Source organism: Streptomyces sp. MS06 (assembly GCF_047200655.1).
Taxonomy (GTDB): domain Bacteria; phylum Actinomycetota; class Actinomycetes; order Streptomycetales; family Streptomycetaceae; genus Streptomyces.
Window position 1 is genome coordinate 14,072 of the sequence record NZ_JBJZOJ010000063.1, and the last position, 18,319, is coordinate 32,390.

At 74.0% G+C, this 18,319-nt stretch carries 12 protein-coding genes; 10 read left to right on the top strand and 2 right to left on the bottom strand.

The genetic code is table 11. The features are described from left to right. Positions 1-73 precede the first annotated feature (73 nt). From lepA to hemW, 4 genes are all read left to right on the top strand, one after another. The gene (gene lepA / locus ACL02U_RS26955; protein ID WP_412793552.1) at positions 74-1,948 is read left to right on the top strand and encodes a translation elongation factor 4; all 1,875 of its coding nucleotides are present in this window, start codon (positions 74-76) and stop codon (positions 1,946-1,948) included. 281 nt (positions 1,949-2,229) lie between these two features. Continuing rightward, positions 2,230-4,104 carry an AMP-dependent synthetase/ligase gene (locus ACL02U_RS26960; RefSeq protein WP_412793553.1) on the top strand — a complete coding sequence of 625 codons (1,875 nt, stop codon included), beginning with the start codon at positions 2,230-2,232 and terminating at the stop codon, positions 4,102-4,104. A 263-nt stretch (positions 4,105-4,367) separates the two neighbouring features. After that, positions 4,368-6,422: a SpoIIE family protein phosphatase gene (locus tag ACL02U_RS26965; RefSeq protein WP_412793554.1), complete on the top strand. Its 2,055-nt coding sequence runs from the start codon at positions 4,368-4,370 to the stop codon at positions 6,420-6,422. Between the two features lie 264 nt (positions 6,423-6,686). After that, entirely contained in the window at positions 6,687-7,919 is a 1,233-nt protein-coding gene (gene hemW, locus ACL02U_RS26970) for a radical SAM family heme chaperone HemW (RefSeq protein ID WP_412793555.1), read from the top strand. 13 nt (positions 7,920-7,932) lie between these two features. Here the strand turns inward: hemW and ACL02U_RS26975 are convergent, their stop codons facing one another. Beyond that, entirely contained in the window at positions 7,933-8,733 is an 801-nt protein-coding gene (locus ACL02U_RS26975; protein WP_412793556.1) for a DUF3097 domain-containing protein, read from the bottom strand. A gap of 153 nt (positions 8,734-8,886) precedes the next feature. Beyond that, positions 8,887-9,630: an MBL fold metallo-hydrolase gene (locus ACL02U_RS26980; protein ID WP_412793557.1), complete on the bottom strand. Its 744-nt coding sequence runs from the start codon at positions 9,628-9,630 to the stop codon at positions 8,887-8,889. Between the two features lie 219 nt (positions 9,631-9,849). Between ACL02U_RS26980 and hrcA the strand changes: the two genes are divergently transcribed. The 6 genes from hrcA to ACL02U_RS27010 all read left to right on the top strand — a co-directional run bounded on the left by hrcA (position 9,850) and on the right by ACL02U_RS27010 (position 18,194). Further along, entirely contained in the window at positions 9,850-10,866 is a 1,017-nt protein-coding gene (hrcA, locus tag ACL02U_RS26985; RefSeq protein WP_412793558.1) for a heat-inducible transcriptional repressor HrcA, read from the top strand. Further along, positions 10,867-12,009 (top strand): molecular chaperone DnaJ, encoded by a 1,143-nt coding sequence (dnaJ, locus tag ACL02U_RS26990; RefSeq protein WP_412793559.1) that lies wholly within the window; start codon positions 10,867-10,869, stop codon positions 12,007-12,009. A 318-nt stretch (positions 12,010-12,327) separates the two neighbouring features. Next, positions 12,328-13,446: a nitronate monooxygenase gene (locus ACL02U_RS26995; protein ID WP_412793560.1), complete on the top strand. Its 1,119-nt coding sequence runs from the start codon at positions 12,328-12,330 to the stop codon at positions 13,444-13,446. Further along, entirely contained in the window at positions 13,443-14,183 is a 741-nt protein-coding gene (locus ACL02U_RS27000) for a 16S rRNA (uracil(1498)-N(3))-methyltransferase (protein ID WP_412793561.1), read from the top strand. The genes ACL02U_RS26995 and ACL02U_RS27000 overlap by 4 nt, the downstream gene beginning before the upstream one ends. Positions 14,184-14,349: 166 nt before the next feature. Next, positions 14,350-14,886: a hypothetical protein gene (locus ACL02U_RS27005; protein WP_412793562.1), complete on the top strand. Its 537-nt coding sequence runs from the start codon at positions 14,350-14,352 to the stop codon at positions 14,884-14,886. 83 nt (positions 14,887-14,969) lie between these two features. Continuing rightward, positions 14,970-18,194, top strand: a complete 3,225-nt coding sequence (locus ACL02U_RS27010; protein ID WP_412793563.1) for a S41 family peptidase — start codon at positions 14,970-14,972, stop codon at positions 18,192-18,194. Positions 18,195-18,319 lie beyond the last annotated feature (125 nt).

Below are 18,319 nucleotides of genomic sequence, written 5' to 3' on the forward strand. Positions count from 1 at the left end.
GACCATGGAGGCTGCGTATCGCTCCGACCCGAGACCGCAGACGCTGCGAACCCCTCAAGAATCAGGACCCTGCGTGCCCGCGACCCCTAACCATGTGCCCGAGCCGAGCCGCACCGACCCGGCTCTGATCCGCAATTTCTGCATCATCGCGCACATCGACCACGGCAAGTCCACGCTCGCCGACCGGATGCTCCAGCTGACCGGTGTGGTCGAGCAGCGGCAGATGCGTGCTCAGTACCTCGACCGGATGGACATCGAGCGCGAGCGCGGCATCACGATCAAGTCCCAGGCGGTGCGCCTGCCCTGGGCCCCGTCCACGGGCCCCGGCCAGGGCAGTACGCACATCCTCAACATGATCGACACACCGGGGCACGTCGACTTCACGTACGAGGTGTCCCGGTCCCTCGCCGCCTGCGAGGGGACCATTCTCCTCGTCGACGCCGCGCAGGGCATCGAGGCGCAGACCCTCGCCAACCTGTATCTGGCGATGGAGAACGACCTCACGATCATCCCCGTGCTCAACAAGATCGACCTGCCCGCGGCGCAGCCGGAGAAGTTCTCCGAGGAGCTCGCCAACCTCGTGGGCTGCGAGCCCGACGACGTGCTCAAGGTGTCCGCCAAGACCGGGCTCGGCGTCGAGGCCCTGCTCGACAAGGTCGTCGGGGAGGTCCCGGCCCCGGTCGGCGTCGCCGACGCGCCCGCCCGCGCGATGATCTTCGACTCGGTCTACGACTCCTACCGCGGTGTGGTGACGTACGTCCGTGTCATCGACGGTCAGCTCAACAAGCGCGAGCGGATCCGGATGATGTCCACCGGCGCCACGCACGAACTGCTGGAGATCGGCACCAACTCGCCGGAGATGCTCCCGGCCGACGGTCTCGGCGTCGGCGAGGTGGGCTACCTGATCACCGGTGTGAAGGACGTGCGCCAGTCCAAGGTGGGTGACACCGTCACCAGCCAGTCCAAGGGAGCCGAGGAGCCGCTCGGCGGCTACAAGGACCCCAAGCCCATGGTCTTCTCCGGGCTGTACCCGCTGGACGGCTCCGACTACCCGGAGCTGCGCGAGGCGCTGGACAAGCTGCAGCTCAACGATGCCGCGCTGGTCTACGAGCCGGAGACCTCCGCCGCCCTCGGCTTCGGTTTCCGCGTCGGCTTCCTGGGCCTGCTGCACCTGGACGTGATCCGGGAGCGGCTGGAGCGGGAGTTCGGGCTCGACCTGATCGCCACCGCGCCGAACGTGGTCTACCGCGTGATCATGGAGGACGGCACCGAGCACACGGTGACCAACCCGAGCGAGTTCCCCGAGGGGAAGATCGGGGAGGTGTACGAGCCGGTCGTCCGGGCGACGCTGCTGGCCCCGACGGAGTTCATCGGCGCGATCATGGAGCTGTGCCAGACCCGGCGGGGCTCCCTCCTCGGCATGGACTACCTGTCCGAGGACCGGGTCGAGATCCGCTACACGCTTCCCCTCGCGGAGATCGTCTTCGACTTCTTCGACCAGCTCAAGTCGAAGACCCGCGGGTACGCCTCGCTGGACTACGAGCCCACCGGCGAGCAGGCCAGCTCGCTGGTGAAGGTGGACATCCTGCTGCACGGCGACAAGGTGGACGCCTTCTCGGCGATCACCCACAAGGACCAGGCCTACCAGTACGGTGTGCGGCTGGTCGCCAAGCTCAGGGAGCTGATCCCGCGGCAGAGCTTCGAGGTGCCGGTCCAGGCCGCCATCGGGTCCCGGGTCATCGCCCGCGAGACCATCCGCGCGATCCGCAAGGACGTCCTCGCCAAGTGCTACGGCGGTGACATCTCCCGCAAGCGGAAGCTGCTGGAGAAGCAGAAGGAGGGCAAGAAGCGGATGAAGATGGTGGGTTCCGTGGAGGTCCCGCAGGAGGCCTTCATCGCCGTTCTCTCCAGCGACGACGGCGCCGCATCGGCCAAGGGCAAGAAGTAGCCGGGGCCGGGGCCGGCCCACCGGCCGGAACCGGCTGCGAACGGGGGTCCGCCGCGCGGAAGCGCGGCGGACCCCCGCGCCTTCCCGCCCCGGCGCTGTGGAGGAAGAGACAGGGCGCGGCCCCTTACGCCGTGGCCGGATGCCCCTTACTCTGATCCCTGCTCGATAGTTACTCGCGAGTTAAACAAGGAGTCTCGCGGGTAGGAACCAGCCGCACCGAGCCAGCCGAGCAGAGCTGGCCGCACGAGCCAGCCGCACTGCCGCGGGCCCCGGAGGATGTCGTGACCGACGCACAGACACTGATCGAGAACCGTCCGCCGTCCGTTGCGGGCCTCTTCCTGGACCGCGTGGCGGCCACCCCGGACGCCGAGGCCTACCGCTACCCGGTGCCGGCGGCCGCGGGGGAGGGCCCCGACGAGTGGAGGTCGCTCAGCTGGGCGCAGGCCGCCGAGCGGGTCTACGCGATCGCGGCCGGTCTGATCGAGCTGGGTGTGCAGCCGGAGCAGCGGGTGGCGCTCGCCTCCGCCACCCGGGTCGAGTGGATTCTCGCCGACCTCGGGATCATGTGCGCCGGCGCGGCCACCACGACGATCTACCCGCAGACCAACGCCGACGAGTCGCAGTTCATCCTCTCCGACTCGGAGAGCCGGGTGCTGATCGCGGAGAACGCGGAGCAGCTGGCCAAGGCGCAGGAGAAGCGGGCCGAGCTGCCCGAGCTGACCCATGTCGTCGTCATCGACGCGGCCGGTGTCGAGCCCGCCGACGACGTGCTCTCCCTCGCCGAGCTGGAGCGCCGGGGCGCCGCCCGGCTGGAGAAGGATCCCGACCTGGTCAGGGAGCGGGTCGCCAAGATCACCAAGGACCAGCTCGCCACCCTGATCTACACCTCCGGCACCACCGGCCGCCCCAAGGGCGTGCGGCTGCCGCACGACAGCTGGTCGTACATGGCGAAGGCGATCGCGGCGACCGGACTGGTCACCGCCGAGGACGTGCAGTACCTGTGGCTGCCGCTCGCGCACGTCTTCGGCAAGGTGCTCACCTCCGGCCAGATCGAGGTCGGGCACGTCACCGCGGTCGACGGCCGCGTCGACAAGATCATCGAGAATCTGCCGGTCGTGCAGCCGACGTACATGGCGGCCGTCCCGCGCATCTTCGAGAAGGTCTACAACGGGGTCGCGGCCAAGGCGAAGGCCGGAGGCGGCGCCAAGTACAAGATCTTCCAGTGGGCCGCGGGCGTCGCCCGCGAGTACGCCAAGGCGGCCCAGGAGAGCTTCCGCCGCACCGGCACCGCCGCCGTGCCGTTCTCCCTGGGCGCCAAGCACAAGGTCGCGGACGTCCTCGTCTACAGCAAGATCCGCGAGGCCTTCGGCGGCAACCTCCGGGCCTGCGTCTCGGGCTCCGCCGCCCTCGCGCCCGAGATCGGCTACTTCTTCTCCGGCGCCGGCATCCACATCCTGGAGGGCTACGGCCTCACCGAGTCCTCCGCGGCCTCCTTCGTCAACCCCGGTGAGGCCTACCGCACCGGCACCGTCGGCAAGCCGCTGCCCGGCACCGAGGTCCGCATCGCCGAGGACGGCGAGATCCTGCTGCGCGGCCCGGGCATCATGCAGGGCTACCACAAGCTGCCCGAGAAGACCGGCGAGGTCCTGGAGTCGGACGGCTGGTTCCACACCGGCGACATCGGTGAGCTCTCGCCGGACGGCTACCTGCGGATCACCGACCGCAAGAAGGACCTCATCAAGACGTCCGGCGGCAAGTACATCGCCCCCGCCGAGGTGGAGGGGCAGTTCAAGGCCATCTGCCCGTACGTCTCCAACATCCTGGTGCACGGTGCCGACCGGAACTTCTGCACCGCGCTGATCGCCCTGGACGAGGCCGCTCTGCTCGACTGGGCGAAGGAGAACGGGCTGGAGGGCAGGTCCTACGCGGAGGTCGTCGCCGCGCCGGCCACCGTGGAACTGGTCGAGGGCTACGTCACCCGGCTCAACGAGGGCCTCCAGCGCTGGCAGACGGTCAAGAAGTTCCGGCTGCTGCCGCGGGACCTCGACGTGGAGCACGGTGAGATCACGCCGAGCCTGAAGCTGAAGCGACCGGTGGTGGAGCGCGAGTACCGGCACCTGATCGACGAGATGTACGCCGGGGCGCGCGAGGCCTGACCCGCCCACGGGACCGCCGGGGCAGGCCGCCGCCCCGCCGCTTCCGGTTCCGGTGCCGCCCCGCCCCGCCGCGCCGGGGCGGCACGGCACGCCCCCCGATGTTCGCATCGGGGCGACTTCGCGTCGGACTGCGACCGCACGCGGTACGGGATCCGCAGACTTGGCGACCCACTTCGGTAACTCCCCGCTTATGGACGCGGTCGTTCTGTCACCCTGTCGGCAGCGACCGAGAGCCATTCGTCCGACGTGTTCGGGAGTTGCCGATGGGGGTCCTTCCGACCCAGCGGGAGACCGCTTCCGATGTCTGCGAGGCCGCTCCGCCCGGTACGGAGCATGCGGCGGCGTACGGCGGCGGCGCCCGTACGCGTGCCACGCTGCCCGGCGGCCCCGTCGCCCCCGGCTCCGCCCGCGCGCTGGTCCGTGCCGCCCTGCAGCGCTGGGCCGAGCTGGGCCCGCCCGGCGCGCAGCACCTCACCGACCGGCTCACCGCGGACGCGATGCTCGTCACCAGCGAACTCGTCACCAACGCCGTCGTCCACGCCGGCACCGACGTGGAGCTGCTGTGCGAGCTGGCGGCCGCCGGCACCGTCACCATCGAGGTCTCCGACCGGCACCCGTCCCGCGCCCCCCGCGACGACCCCGCCCCGCGCCAGCCGTACGAGCCCCCCGAGTACGGCCGCGGACTGCGCCTGGTCTCCGCGCTGGCCCAGGCATGGGGCGTCACCTACCGCCGGGGCGCCAAGACCGTGTGGGCCCGGCTGCCCGCGGAGGACGAGGACCGCCGCCACCAGGACCACCACGAGAACCACCACGAGAACCACCACCGGGACCACCACCAGAACGGTGGCCGCCGCAGCGGCCACCGCGGGGGCGGCGGCCGCCCGGAGGCGGACCGCCTCGACGGCCTGTCCGGCCCGGTCGCCGACTACGCGTGCGGCCCGGACGACGAGCACGCCCTCGGCGCCGCCCTGCACCTCGCCGGGGTGCTCGCGCCGGAACCGCGGACGGCGGATCGGGAGGGGGACTGGCTCGGCCGGGGCGCGCTCTCCTTCCTCGCCGAGGCCTCCGACCTGCTCGCCGGGCAGCTCGACGAGGACCTGGTCGCCGCCCTCACCGGGCAGCTGCTCGTGCCGCGCCTGGCCGACTGGTGCGCGGTGTGGCTGGAGGACGAGATCAGCGGCCGCGGCCACCGCGGCGGTGCCGGCCCGGACGGGCCCCGCCTCGCGCGGGTCTGGCACGGCAGCGAGAACCTCACCGAGCAGTTGCGCCGGGTACTGGAGAAGGCGCCGCCGTGCCCCGCCGACGGGCCGGGCTGCGGACCCGACCCGTACCCGTGGCCGGGGGCCGCCTTCGGCGTCCGCGGGTCGCACGGCGCGGCGCTGGCGTACCGCCTGGTCGCGGGCGGCCGCCCGCTGGGCACCCTGGTCATCGGCCGGGCCGGGCTGCTGCGCTTCCCCGACGAGGTCACCGGGCTGGTGGAGGACCTCAGCCGCCGGGTGGCGCTCGCCATCGGGGCCGCCCGCCAGTACGCCCGGCAGGCGACCATCAGCGCCGTGCTGCAGCGCGGGCTGCTGCCCGGCGCGGTCGCCGAGATCCCCGGCATGCGCAGCGCCCTCGTCTACGAGCCCCGCGAGAAGGGCGGACCCAGCGGCGACTTCTACGACCTGTTCCCGGTCGGCGGCGGCCGCTGGTGCTTCGCCGTCGGCGACGTGCAGGGCAAGGGTCCCGAGGCCGCCGTCGTGATCGGGCTGGCCCGGCCCTGGCTCCGGCTGCTGGCCCGGGAGGGCTACGGCGTCGCCGACGTCCTGGACCGGCTCAACCAGCTCCTCCTCGACGACGCCACGGAGACCGCGGACGCCGCCGCCCGGGCCTTCGCCGGCCCCGTCGGCCCGGTCGACGGCCCGCAGACCCGCTTCCTCTCCCTGCTGTACGGGGAGCTGACCCCGTTCGACGGCGGTGTCCGCTGCACCCTCGCCTGCGCCGGACACCCCCTGCCGCTGCTCCTCGGCCCCGACGGGGCCGTCCGCCCGGTCGCCCGCCCGCAGACCCTGCTCGGTGTCGTCGAGGACGAGACGTACACCAGCGAGACCGTCGAGCTGCGGCCCGGCGACAGCCTGCTGTGCGTCACCGACGGGGTGACGGAGCGGCGCTCCGGGTCCCGCCAGCTCGACGACGGGGACGGGCTGGCGCGGGCCCTCGCCGGATGCGCGGGACTGAGCGCGGAGCTGATCGCCGAGCGCATCCGGCGACTGGTGCACGACTTCGGCGGGCAGCCGCCGGAGGACGACCTGGCGCTGCTGGTGCTCCAGGCGGAGTAGGCCCACCGCTCAGCCCCGCCGCACACCGGCCACCCCCGGGGCGCCGTACGGTCAGCGGCGCGGAGCCCGCAGGACGGGGCACCGTGCGGCTCCCGCCGTGCGGCTCCCCCCGTGCGGCTCCCCCCGTTCCCTCCGCACAGCTGCCTCCGTACGGCCGGACGGCTCCCGCCGGACGGGAGGAGGCCCGCCGGCTGCCGGGCGCCGGCCGCCGGGCACCGGCCGGCGGACGCGGTGCCGGACACGCGGTGCTGGACAATGGAAGGCATGCCTTCCGCACTCCCCGACGGCGAGCCCGTCCCCGGCGACGGTGCGCTGCCCCCGCAGGCGCTCGCCGCGGCCGCCGACCGCCCCCTCGGGTTCTACCTGCACGTCCCCTACTGCGCGACCCGCTGCGGTTACTGCGACTTCAACACCTACACCGCCACCGAACTGCGCGGCTCGGGCGGCGTGCTGGCCTCCCGGGACAACTACGCCGGCACGCTCGTCGACGAGGTGCGCCTCGCCCGCAAAGTCCTCGGCGACGATCCGCGGGAGGTCCGCACCGTGTTCGTCGGCGGCGGCACGCCGACCCTGCTGGCCGCCGGCGACCTGGTGCGGATGCTGGACGCGATCCGCGAGGAGTTCGGCCTGGCCGCGGACGCGGAGATCACCACGGAGGCCAACCCCGAGTCCGTCGACCCGGCCTACCTGGCCGCCCTGCGGGACGGCGGCTTCAACCGGATCTCCTTCGGGATGCAGAGCGCCCGGCGGCACGTCCTGAAGGTGCTGGACCGCACCCACACCCCGGGCCGCCCCGAGGCCTGCGTCGCGGAGGCCAGGGCCGCCGGCTTCGGCCACGTCAACCTCGACCTCATCTACGGCACCCCGGGTGAGTCCGACGACGACTGGCGGGCCTCCCTGGACGCCGCGATCGGAGCCGGCCCCGACCACGTCAGCGCCTACGCCCTGATCGTCGAGGAGGGCACGCAGCTCGCCCGCCGGATCCGCCGGGGCGAGATCCCCGCGACCGACGACGACGTGCACGCCGACCGCTACCTGATCGCCGAGGACGCCCTGTCGGCGGCGGGCTACGACTGGTACGAGGTGTCCAACTGGGCCACCTCGGCGGCGGGCCGCTGCCTGCACAACGAGCTGTACTGGCGGGGCGCCGACTGGTGGGGCGCGGGCCCGGGCGCGCACAGCCACGTCGGCGGCGTCCGCTGGTGGAACGTGAAGCACCCCGGTGCCTACGCGGCCGCCCTCGCCGAGGGCCGTTCCCCCGGAGCGGGCCGCGAGGTCCTGTCGGACGAGGACCGCCGCGTCGAGCGGATCCTGCTGGAGCTGCGGCTGCGGGAGGGCGTGCCGCTGGAGCTGCTGCGGGCGCCGGGGCGCGCGGCCTCCCGGCGGGCACTGGCGGACGGGCTCCTGCAGCAGGAGCCGTACGCGGAGGGGCGGGCGGTGCTGACCCTGCGGGGGCGTCTGCTGGCGGACGCGGTGGTGCGGGACCTGGTGGACTGAGGGGCCGCGGGAATCAGGGAACGGTCACGTGGTCGATGAGACGCTCGACACAGCCCAGCAGCTCCGGCTCCAGGTCCCGGTACGACCCCACCCGCTCCAGGATGGCCCGCCACACCGCGCCGGTGTTCTCCGGCCAGCCCAGCGCCCGGCACACGCCCGTCTTCCAGTCCTGCCCGCGCGGCACCTCGGGCCAGGCGGCGATACCGAGGGAAGCGGGCTTCACGGCCTGCCAGACGTCCACGTACGGGTGACCCACCACGAGTGCGTGGTCACTCGTCACGGCCTCGGCGATCCGCCACTCCTTCGTGCCCGGCACCAGGTGGTCCACCAGGACGCCGAGCCGGGCGTCCGGGCCGGGGGAGAAGGACTCGACGATCGCGGGGAGGTCGTCGACGCCCTCCAGGTACTCCACCACCACGCCCTCGATGCGCAGGTCGTCGCCCCACACCTTCTCGACCAGTTCCGCGTCGTGCCGGCCCTCGACGAAGATGCGGCCGGCCCGGGCCACCCGCGCACGGGCGCCGGGGACGGCGACCGAACCGGAGGCGGTGCGGGAGGGCCGCACCGGTTCCGAGGACGGCCTGACGAGCGTCACCACACGGCCCTCCAGCAGGAACCCGCGCGGCTCCATCGGGAACACCCGGTGCTTGCCGAACCGGTCCTCCAGGGTCACCGTGCCCGCCTCGCAGCGGATCACCGCGCCGCAGAAGCCGGTGCCGGGCTCCTCCACCACCAGTCCGGGCTCCGCCGGCACCTCGGGGGCCGGTCGGGTCTTCTTCCACGGCGGCGTGAGGTCGGGCGAGTACGCCCGCACGCGTGGGCCCGAAGGGCCTTCCTTGGAAGGGGGGTGGTGGGAGACGGGAAAACCGGGCCGGCCCGAAGGGCCTTCCTTGGAAGGGGGGTGGTGGGAGACGGGTGGGCACATTCGAACGACGATAGGAGAAACCCTCCCCGGAACCCCGCGACGTCAGCGCGACACGCCGAAGCGCGTCGCCAGCGAGTCCCGTTGCGCCCTGACGAACCCGGCGTCCACCACCGCGCCGTGGCCCGGCACGTACCGTGCGTCCTCCCCGCCCAGCGCCAGCAGCCGGTCGAGGGCGTCCGGCCAGCGGGAGGGCACCGCGTCGGGTCCCGCCTGCGGCTCGCCGGACTCCTCGACCAGGTCCCCGCAGAACACCACCTCCGGGCCGCCGGAGACGTCGCCCGGGACGAGGACCGCCAGGTCGTGGGCCGTGTGACCGGGCCCCACGTTCGCCAGCAGCACCTGCCGGCCGCCGCCCAGGTCGAGCGTCCACTCCCCGGAAACCGCGTGGCGCACCCGGGGCAGCGCGTCGGACGCCTCCTCGGCCGCTGCCGCGTCCAGGCCGTTCGCCACCGCGTCCGCGCGCAGTTCCTCGCGGTCGCGTGCCTGGGAGAGCACCGCGTCCACGCCGACCGCCGCGTACACCTCGGCGCCCGCGAAGGCGGCCGCCCCGAAGACGTGGTCGAAGTGCGGATGGGTGAGGGCGAGGCGCGTCACCCGGTGACCGGTGCGGGCCTCGGCTGCCGCGCGCAGCCGTGCGCCCTCCGCGAGGCTCGACCCCGCGTCGATCAGCAGCACCGCGCTTCCGCCGACGACCAGTCCGGCCGTGCAGTCCCAGCGCGGCAGCCGCCAGCGCCCGACACCGGCGGCAAGCTGCTCCCAGCCCGCCGCTTCCCAGGTGATCGTCATACTCTGACGCTAGGCGCTCAGCCGCGACCGCCGCGACCCCGCCCGCCCCGCCCAGGGCCCCCGTCCCGCCGCCGGGCTGTGCGGGCGTGCGCTCCACCGGCCCCCGGCCTTGCCCGCTGCGTACCCCACCGCCGTAGACTGGGCCGGGGAGGTTTGGCACTCGGACGCACAGAGTGCCAGGCGGTGCACCGAGGGGAACGACTTCCGGAGGAGGGCGCGATGCTGAGTGAACGCAGGCTTCAGGTGCTGCGCGCCATCGTCCAGGACTACGTCGGCACCGAGGAGCCGGTGGGCTCCAAGGCGCTCACCGAGCGGCACAGCCTCGGCGTGTCCCCGGCCACGGTCCGCAACGACATGGCGGCCCTGGAGGACGAGGGGTTCATCGCCCAGCCGCACACCAGTGCCGGGCGGATCCCCACCGACAAGGGCTACCGGCTGTTCGTCGACAAGCTGGCCGGCGTCAAGCCGATGACCGCGCCCGAGCGGCGCGCCATCCAGAACTTCCTCGACGGCGCCGTCGACCTCGACGACGTGGTGGCCCGTACGGTGCGGCTGCTCGCGCAGCTCACCCGCCAGGTCGCCGTCGTGCAGTACCCGTCGCTGACCCGCTCGACGGTCCGGCACGTGGAACTGCTCTCCCTCGGCCCCGCACGGCTGATGCTGGTGTTGATCACCGACACCGGCCGGGTCGAGCAGCGGGTGGTGGACTGCCCGGTGCCGTTCGGCGACGCCTCGCTGGCGGATCTGCGGGCGCGCCTCAACAGCAGGGTCGCGGGGCGCCGGTTCACCGATGTGCCGACGCTGCTGGAGGACCTCCCGGAGGCCTTCGAGGCCGAGGACCGCGGTACGGTCTCGATGGTGCTCTCCACCCTGCTGGAGACGCTCGTCGAGGAGAACGAGGAGCGGTTGATGATCGGCGGCACCGCCAATCTCACCCGCTTCGGACATGACTTTCCTCTCGTGATCCGACCCGTGCTGGAGGCCCTGGAGGAGCAGGTCGTGCTCCTCAAACTCCTCGGTGAGGCGAAGGATCCGGGTGTGACCGTCCGGATCGGTCACGAGAACGCCCACGAAGGACTCAACTCCACGTCCGTCGTGTCGGTCGGCTACGGTTCGGGCGGCGAGGCAGTAGCCAAGCTCGGCGTGGTCGGACCGACCCGCATGGACTACCCCGGAACGATGGGAGCGGTACGCGCAGTGGCACGGTACGTCGGACAGATCCTGGCGGAGTCTTAAGTGGCCACGGACTACTACGCCGTACTCGGCGTGCGCCGCGACGCGTCGCAGGATGAGATCAAGAAGGCGTTCCGCCGGCTCGCCCGCGAGCTGCACCCGGACGTCAATCCCGATCCGAAGACGCAGGAGCGGTTCAAGGAGATCAACGCCGCCTACGAGGTGTTGTCGGACCCGCAGAAGAAGCAGGTCTACGACCTCGGCGGCGACCCGCTGTCGCAGCAGGCCGGCGGTGCCGGCGCGGGCGGTGGGTTCGGTGCGGGGGGCTTCGGCAACTTCTCCGACATCATGGACGCCTTCTTCGGGACGGCGTCCCAGCGGGGCCCGCGCTCGCGCACCCGGCGCGGCCAGGACGCCATGATCCGGCTGGAGATCGAGCTCGACGAGGCGGCCTTCGGCACCACCAAGGAACTCCAGGTCGACACCGCGATCGTCTGCTCCACCTGCAGCGGCGAGGGCGCGGCTCCCGGTACCTCGGCCCAGACCTGCGACATGTGCCGCGGACGCGGCGAGGTGTCCCAGGTGACCCGGTCCTTCCTGGGCCAGGTCATGACCTCGCGTCCCTGCCCCCAGTGCCAGGGCTTCGGCACGGTCGTCCCGAACCCGTGCCCGGAGTGCGCCGGCGACGGGCGGATCCGCTCCCGCCGCACCCTCACCGTCAAGATCCCGGCCGGTGTGGACAACGGCACCCGCATCCAGCTGGCCGGCGAGGGCGAGGTCGGTCCCGGCGGCGGTCCGGCGGGCGACCTGTACGTCGAGATCCACGAACTGCCGCACTCGGTGTTCCAGCGCCGCGGCGACGACCTGCACTGCACGGTCACCATCCCGATGACGGCGGCGGCCCTCGGCACCAAGGTGCCGCTGGAGACGCTCGACGGCATGGAGGAGGTCGACATCCGGCCGAGCACCCAGTCCGGCCAGTCGATCCCGCTGCACGACCGGGGCATCACCCACCTGCGCGGCGGCGGCCGGGGCGACCTCATCGTGCACGTCGAGGTGCAGACCCCGGGCAAGCTCGATCCCGAGCAGGAGCGCCTGCTGCGCGAGCTGGCCAAACTGCGCGGTGAGGAGCGGCCCCAGGGCCAGTTCCAGCCGGGGCAGCAGGGGCTGTTCTCGCGGCTGAAGGACGCCTTCAACGGGCGGTGACCCGCCCGGGCCCGGTCCCACCCGCGCGGAACCGGGCCCACCCCCCCCCGTAAGTCCGGTCCACCCGCCCGGGGGTCCGGTCCCTGCAGCCCGCGGGTACGGCCGTCCCCGGTCGGGCGACCGGCGCAGCCCGGTGCCACCACCCCCGCGGGCCCCCCGCCCCACCGCTCCCCGGCGTGGGCGGACACCGCCTCCGTGGCGGCTCTCCCGGGTCCGTCCGGTCCCGTCGGCGGGGCCTCGCCGGACCGGAAACACCTGGCATGTGCCAAGGGGAAGACTCGATTCGGACTTGTACGGAGGACGTGACAACATGCCGTCATGTCCTCCGCGCTGACCGGTCTTCTCCCCCACCCGATCGTGCAGGCGCCCATGGCGGGCGGCGTCTCCGTGCCGCAGCTCACCGCCGCCGTCTCCGAGGCCGGCGGCCTCGGTTTCCTCGCGGCCGGCTACAAGACCGCCGACGGCATGTACCAGGAGATCAAGCAACTGCGCGGACTGACCGGCCGCCCCTTCGGCGTCAACGTCTTCATGCCGCAGCCGGAACCCCCCGGCGCCGGCGCGGCCACCTCGGCCACGGCCGGCGCCGCGCCCCTCGACGCCGGCGCCGTCGAGCTGTACGCCCAGCAGTTGGCGGGTGAGGCCGCCTGGTACGGGACCCGGCTCGGCGACCCCGACAGCGGCCACGACGACGGCTACGACGCCAAGCTCGCCCTGCTGCGCGACGATCCGGTACCGGTCGTCTCCTTCCACTTCGGGGTGCCCACCGCGGACGAGGTCGAGGCCCTGCACCGGGTCGGCACCCTCGTCCTGGCCACCGCCACCACCGCCGAGGAGGCGCTCGCGGTGCAGCGTGCCGGTGCGGACGCGGTCGTCGCGCAGGGGGTCGAGGCGGGCGGCCACCAGGGCACCCACCGCGACCTGCCGGAGAACGACGGCGCCGGCATCGGTCTGCTGTCCCTCGTCGCGCAGGTCCGCGAGACGGTGACCCTTCCGATCATCGCCGCCGGAGGCATCATGCGCGGCGGACAGATCGCCGCCGTCCTGGCCGCGGGCGCCGTCGCCGCCCAACTGGGCACGGCCTTCCTCGCCACCCCCGAGTCGGGGGCCGGGCCACTGCACAAGCAGGCGCTGTCCAACCCCCTGTTCACGCACACCGAGCTGACCCGCGCGTTCTCCGGCCGCCCGGCCCGCGGGCTGGTCAACCGGTTCCTGCGGGAGCACGGCCGGTACGCCCCGGCCGCCTACCCGGAGGTCCACCACCTCACCGCACCGCTGCGCAAGGCGGCGGCCAAGGCGGGCGACGCGCAGGGCATGGCGCTGTGGGCCGGGCAGGGCCACCGGATGGCCCGGGAACTGCCCGCCGGGCGGCTCGTGGAGGTGCTGGCCGCCGAACTCGACGCCGCGCGGACAGCGTTGTCGCAGGGCGGTGCGCGGTGACCGCGCCGGTGTTCGTCGTGGACCGGCTGCCCGACGGCGACCGGACCGGGTTCGTGCTGGACGGCCCCGAGGGGCGGCACGCCGTCTCGGTGAAGCGGCTCCGGCCCGGGGAGGCCGTGGTGCTGACCGACGGCGCGGGCCGCTGGGCCGAGGGCGAGGTGAGCGGCACCGAGGGCAAGGACCGGCTGATCGTCGACCTGGCCGGGGTGCGCGAGGAACCGCCGGCGTCCCCCCGCATCACCGTCGTGCAGGCGCTGCCCAAGGGCGACCGCGGTGAACTGGCCGTCGAGACGATGACCGAGGTCGGCGTCGACACGATCGTGCCCTGGTCCGCGGCCCGCTGCGTCACCCAGTGGCGGGGCGAGCGCGGGCTGAAGGCGCTCGGCAAGTGGCGCTCCACCGCGCGGGAGGCGGGCAAGCAGTCCCGCCGGGTGCGCTTCCCGGAGGTCGCGGACGCGGCGACCACCCGGCAGGTCGGCGCCCTGCTCGCCGAGGCCGACTTCGCCGCCGTGCTGCACGAGAGCGGCGACCGTCCGCTGGCCACCGCCGATCTGCCCGCCTGCGGTGGCATCGTGCTGGTCGTCGGGCCCGAAGGCGGCGTCTCACCGGAGGAGTTGGCCCTGTTCACCGAGGCCGGGGCGCTGCCGTACCGGCTGGGGCGCACCGTGCTGCGCACGTCGACCGCCGGCACGGCGGCCGTCGCCCTGCTCCTCGGCCGCACCGGCCGCTGGTCCTGACCGCCCGCAGGAATCCGGGTCCGACGTCCGGGTCCGGTGCCCGGGGCCGACGTCGGGGTCAGGTGTCCAGCACCGGTGTCCGGGTCCGGTGTCCGCGTTCCGGCCCGTGTGGAAGTGGCCGTAAGCCGTCTGGTCCGCCCGCCGGGGCGGTGGCAGGCTGCCGTCCGTGAGAGCAGCGAGCCGCGTGAGGCGGCGGGCGCGTGCAGCGGCGGCGGCCGCACTCGCGGTGCTGGCCGCCGGCACCGTCGCGGGGTGCGAGCCGGGCGGAGTGAGCACCGCCGCGGTGGCGTTCACCACCGACCAGGTCGCGACGAAGGAGCTGAACCGGCAGCACGTCGGTGTGCGCCGGCTCGACTGCACCGCCGGCTACGGCAGCCACGGCGCGACGCCCTCCGCCGGGCAGAGCAGCGTCGCCACCGTCGACTGCCGGGGCAGGACGGACGACGGGGCGGCCATCACCGTCACCGGCCGGGTGACCCGCGCGGTGTCCGGGTCCTGCGTGCGCGGGGAACTCGTGGGCACCGTCGGCGGCAAGGAGTTGTTCCACGCCCGCGGGCTCGGGGACTGCGACGGCAGGACCCCGTCCCCCGTCGGCGCGGCGCCCACCGGAGCGCAGCGGGGCCGGCCGACCGTCACGGTCACCGTCACCCGGACGGTCTGGTGCCGTACCGACGCGCACTGTCGTCCCGTGCAGGGAAAGTGAACACGCCACCGGTGGGACGGGCGGGACGGTACAAGTGATCCTCTCCTCTGTGCAGGGGCGGTCGGGCTGCATAGGGTGACCGGGTGACACAGTCGCCAGCCTCCTACCTCCGGTTTCCGCATCCGCACGACGACTTGGTGGCCTTCACCGCCGAGGACGACGTCTGGCTCGCGCCCCTCGAAGGCGGCCGGGCCTGGCGGGTCAGCGCCGACAACGTGCCGGTGACCCAGCCCCGGATCTCCCCCGACGGCGCCACCCTCGCCTGGACCTCCACCCGGGACGGCGCGCCCGAGGTGCACGTCGCCCCGACCGGCGGCGGGCCGTCCCGCCGGCTGACCCACTGGGGGAACGCCAGGACCCAGGTCCGCGGCTGGACCCCGGACGGACGGGTCCTCGCCCTGACCACCCACGGCCAGGCCTCCCTGCGCCGCACCTGGGCGCACGCCGTCCCGCTCGACGGCGGACCCGCCGAGCGGCTGCCGTACGGGCCCGTCGGCGAGGTCGCCCACGGACCGCACACCGTGCTGCTGTCCGCGCCGATGGGCCGCGAGGCCGCCCACTGGAAGCGCTACCGGGGCGGCACGGCCGGCCGGCTGTGGATCGACCGCGACGGCACCGGCGAGTTCGTCCGGCTGCACGAGGACCTCGACGGCAACATCGAGTACCCGCTGTGGGTGGGGGAGCGGCTCGCCTTCCTCAGCGACCACGAGGGCACCGGTGCGCTGTACTCCTCGCTGCCCGACGGCTCGGACCTCAGGCGCCACACCGCCCTCGGGGACACCGAACACCCCGGCGGGGCCGGCGCCGGCTTCTACGCCCGCCACGCCGCGGGCGACGGCAGCCGCGTCGCCTACTCCTGCGCCGGCGAGCTGTGGCTGCTCGACGACCTCGACGGTGCCGAGCCGCGCCGGCTGGACATCCGCCTCGGCGGTCCGCGCGTCGACCAGCAGCCCGGCCCGATCAACGCCGCCCACTGGTTCGGCTCGGCGTCGCCCGACCACACCGCCCGCGGCAGCGCGGTCTGCGTGCGCGGCTCCGTGCACTGGGTCACCCACCGCTCCGGCCCCGCCCGGGCGCTCGCCGCCCAGCCCGGCGTACGGGCCCGGCGCCCGCGCACCTTCCGCACCGAGGGCGAGGAGTGGGTGGCCTGGGTGACGGACGCGGAGGGCGACGACGCACTGGAGTTCGCGCCGGCCGGCGGTCTCGCACCCGGAGCCACCCCGCGCCGCATCGCCGCGGGCCGGCTCGGCCGGGTCCTGGAACTGGCGATGGCGCCCGACGGCAGCCGGGCCGCCGTCGCCTCGCACGACGGGCGGGTGCTGCTCGTCGAGCGGGAGACCGGCGAGGTCCGGGAGGTCGACCGCAGCGACGACGGCGACGCCTCCGGGCTGGCCTTCTCGCCCGACTCGGGTTGGCTGGTCTGGTCCCACCCGGGCCCGCGCCCGCTCAGCCAGCTCAGACTCGCCAACACCACCGACCTGTCGGTCACCGAGGCGACGCCGCTGCGCTTCCAGGACTACGCCCCCGCCTTCACCGCCGACGGCAGGCACCTGGCGTTCCTGTCCGCCCGCTCCTTCGACCCGGTCTACGACGAGCACGTCTTCGACCTGGCCTTCGTGGAGGGCTCCCGGCCCTACCTGATCACGCTCGCCGCGACCACGCCCTCGCCGTTCGGCCCGCAGCGGCACGGCCGTCCCTCCGACGCGCCCGACAAGGACGAGACCCCCGACAGCGAGGGCACCCCGGCCACCCGCATCGACCTGGACGGGCTCGCCGACCGCATCGTGCCGTTCCCGGTCGAGGCCGCCCGCTACTCCAACCTGCGCGCCGCCAAGGACGGCGTGCTGTGGCTGCGCCACCCCGTGCACGGCGTCCTCGGCGCCTCCCGTGCCACCCCCGACGCCCCGGACCCCGACACCGAACTGGAGCGCTACGACCTCGTCCAGCAGCGCATCGAGCATCTCGCCGCCGACGCCGACCACTTCGAGGTCAGCGGCGACGGCAAGCGGCTGCTGCTGTGGACGGACGGCCGGCTGAAGGTCGTGCCCAGCGACCGGCGGGCCTCCGGCGACGACGACAGCGACACCAACATCACCGTCGACCTGGGCCGGGTCCGCCACCTCCTCGATCCCGCGGCCGAATGGCGGCAGATGTACGAGGAGACCGGACGGGTCATGCGGGACAACTTCTGGCGCGCGGACATGGGCGGCGTCGACTGGAACGCTGTGCTGGACCGCTACCGGCCGGTGCTGGACCGGGTCGCCACCCACGACGACCTGGTGGACCTGCTGTGGGAGGTGCACGGCGAACTCGGCACCTCGCACGCCTACGTCTCGCCGCGCGGCGGCCACGGCGGCGGAACCCGCCAGGGCCTGCTCGGCGCGGACGTGTCCCGGCACGAGGACGGCAGCTGGCGCGTCGACCGGGTGCTGCCCGCGGAGACCTCCGATCCCGAGGCCCGCTCCCCGCTCGCCGCGCCCGGTGTCGCGATCCGTGCCGGCGACGCGATCGTGGCGGTGGGCGGCCACCCGGTCGATCCGGTCACCGGACCGGGACCGCTGCTGGTCGGCACGGCGGGCAAACCGGTCGAGCTGACCGTCCTGCCGTCCGGCGGCGGCGAGGCCCGGCACGCCGTCGTCGTCCCGCTCGCCGACGAGGAGCCGCTGCGCTACCACGCCTGGGTCGCCGACCGCCGCGCCCACGTCCACGAGCTGTCCGGCGGGCGGCTCGGCTATCTGCACGTGCCCGACATGGTCGGCTCCGGCTGGGCCCAGCTCCACCGCGACCTGCGGGTCGAGGTGGCCCGGGAGGGCCTGGTGGTGGACGTCCGGGAGAACCGCGGCGGCCACACCTCGCAGCTCGTGGTGGAGAAGCTGGCCCGCCGGATCGTCGGCTGGGACCTGCCGCGCGGCATGCGCCCGGTCAGCTATCCGCAGGACGCGCCGCGCGGACCCGTCGTCGCCGTCGCCAACGAGTTCTCCGGCTCCGACGGCGACATCGTCAACGCGGCGATCAAGGCGCTCGGTATCGGCCCGGTGGTCGGCACCCGCACCTGGGGCGGCGTCATCGGTATCGACAGCCGCTACCGCCTCGTCGACGGCACGCTCGTCACGCAGCCCAAGTACGCCTTCTGGCTGGAGGGTTACGGCTGGGACGTGGAGAACCGCGGCGTGGACCCGGACGTGGAGGTCGTGCAGCGGCCGCAGGACTGGGCCGCCGACCGGGACACGCAGCTCGACGAGGCGGTGCGGCTGGCGCTGGACGCGCTGGCGGACCACCCGGCGAAGGTCCCGCCCGCGCTGCCGTGACCCGCGGCAAGGGCGCCCCCGCCGCGGCGGCGCCCTTGCCGCGGCGCCGGTCCGCACGGCCCGGCCGCGGAGGCCGGTGAGCGGCCGGGGCCGGGAACACCGGGGCGGCGCCGGCGCGCGTTCCG

Coding starts and splice junctions, on each gene's coding strand:
- ACL02U_RS26965 (WP_412793554.1), top strand. CDS start 4,368: ATGGGGGTCCTTCCGACCCAGCGGGAGACCGCTTCCGATGTCTGCGAG.
- hemW (WP_412793555.1), top strand. CDS start 6,687: ATGCCTTCCGCACTCCCCGACGGCGAGCCCGTCCCCGGCGACGGTGCG.
- ACL02U_RS26980 (WP_412793557.1), bottom strand. CDS start 9,630: ATGACGATCACCTGGGAAGCGGCGGGCTGGGAGCAGCTTGCCGCCGGT.
- hrcA (WP_412793558.1), top strand. CDS start 9,850: ATGCTGAGTGAACGCAGGCTTCAGGTGCTGCGCGCCATCGTCCAGGAC.
- ACL02U_RS26995 (WP_412793560.1), top strand. CDS start 12,328: ATGTCCTCCGCGCTGACCGGTCTTCTCCCCCACCCGATCGTGCAGGCG.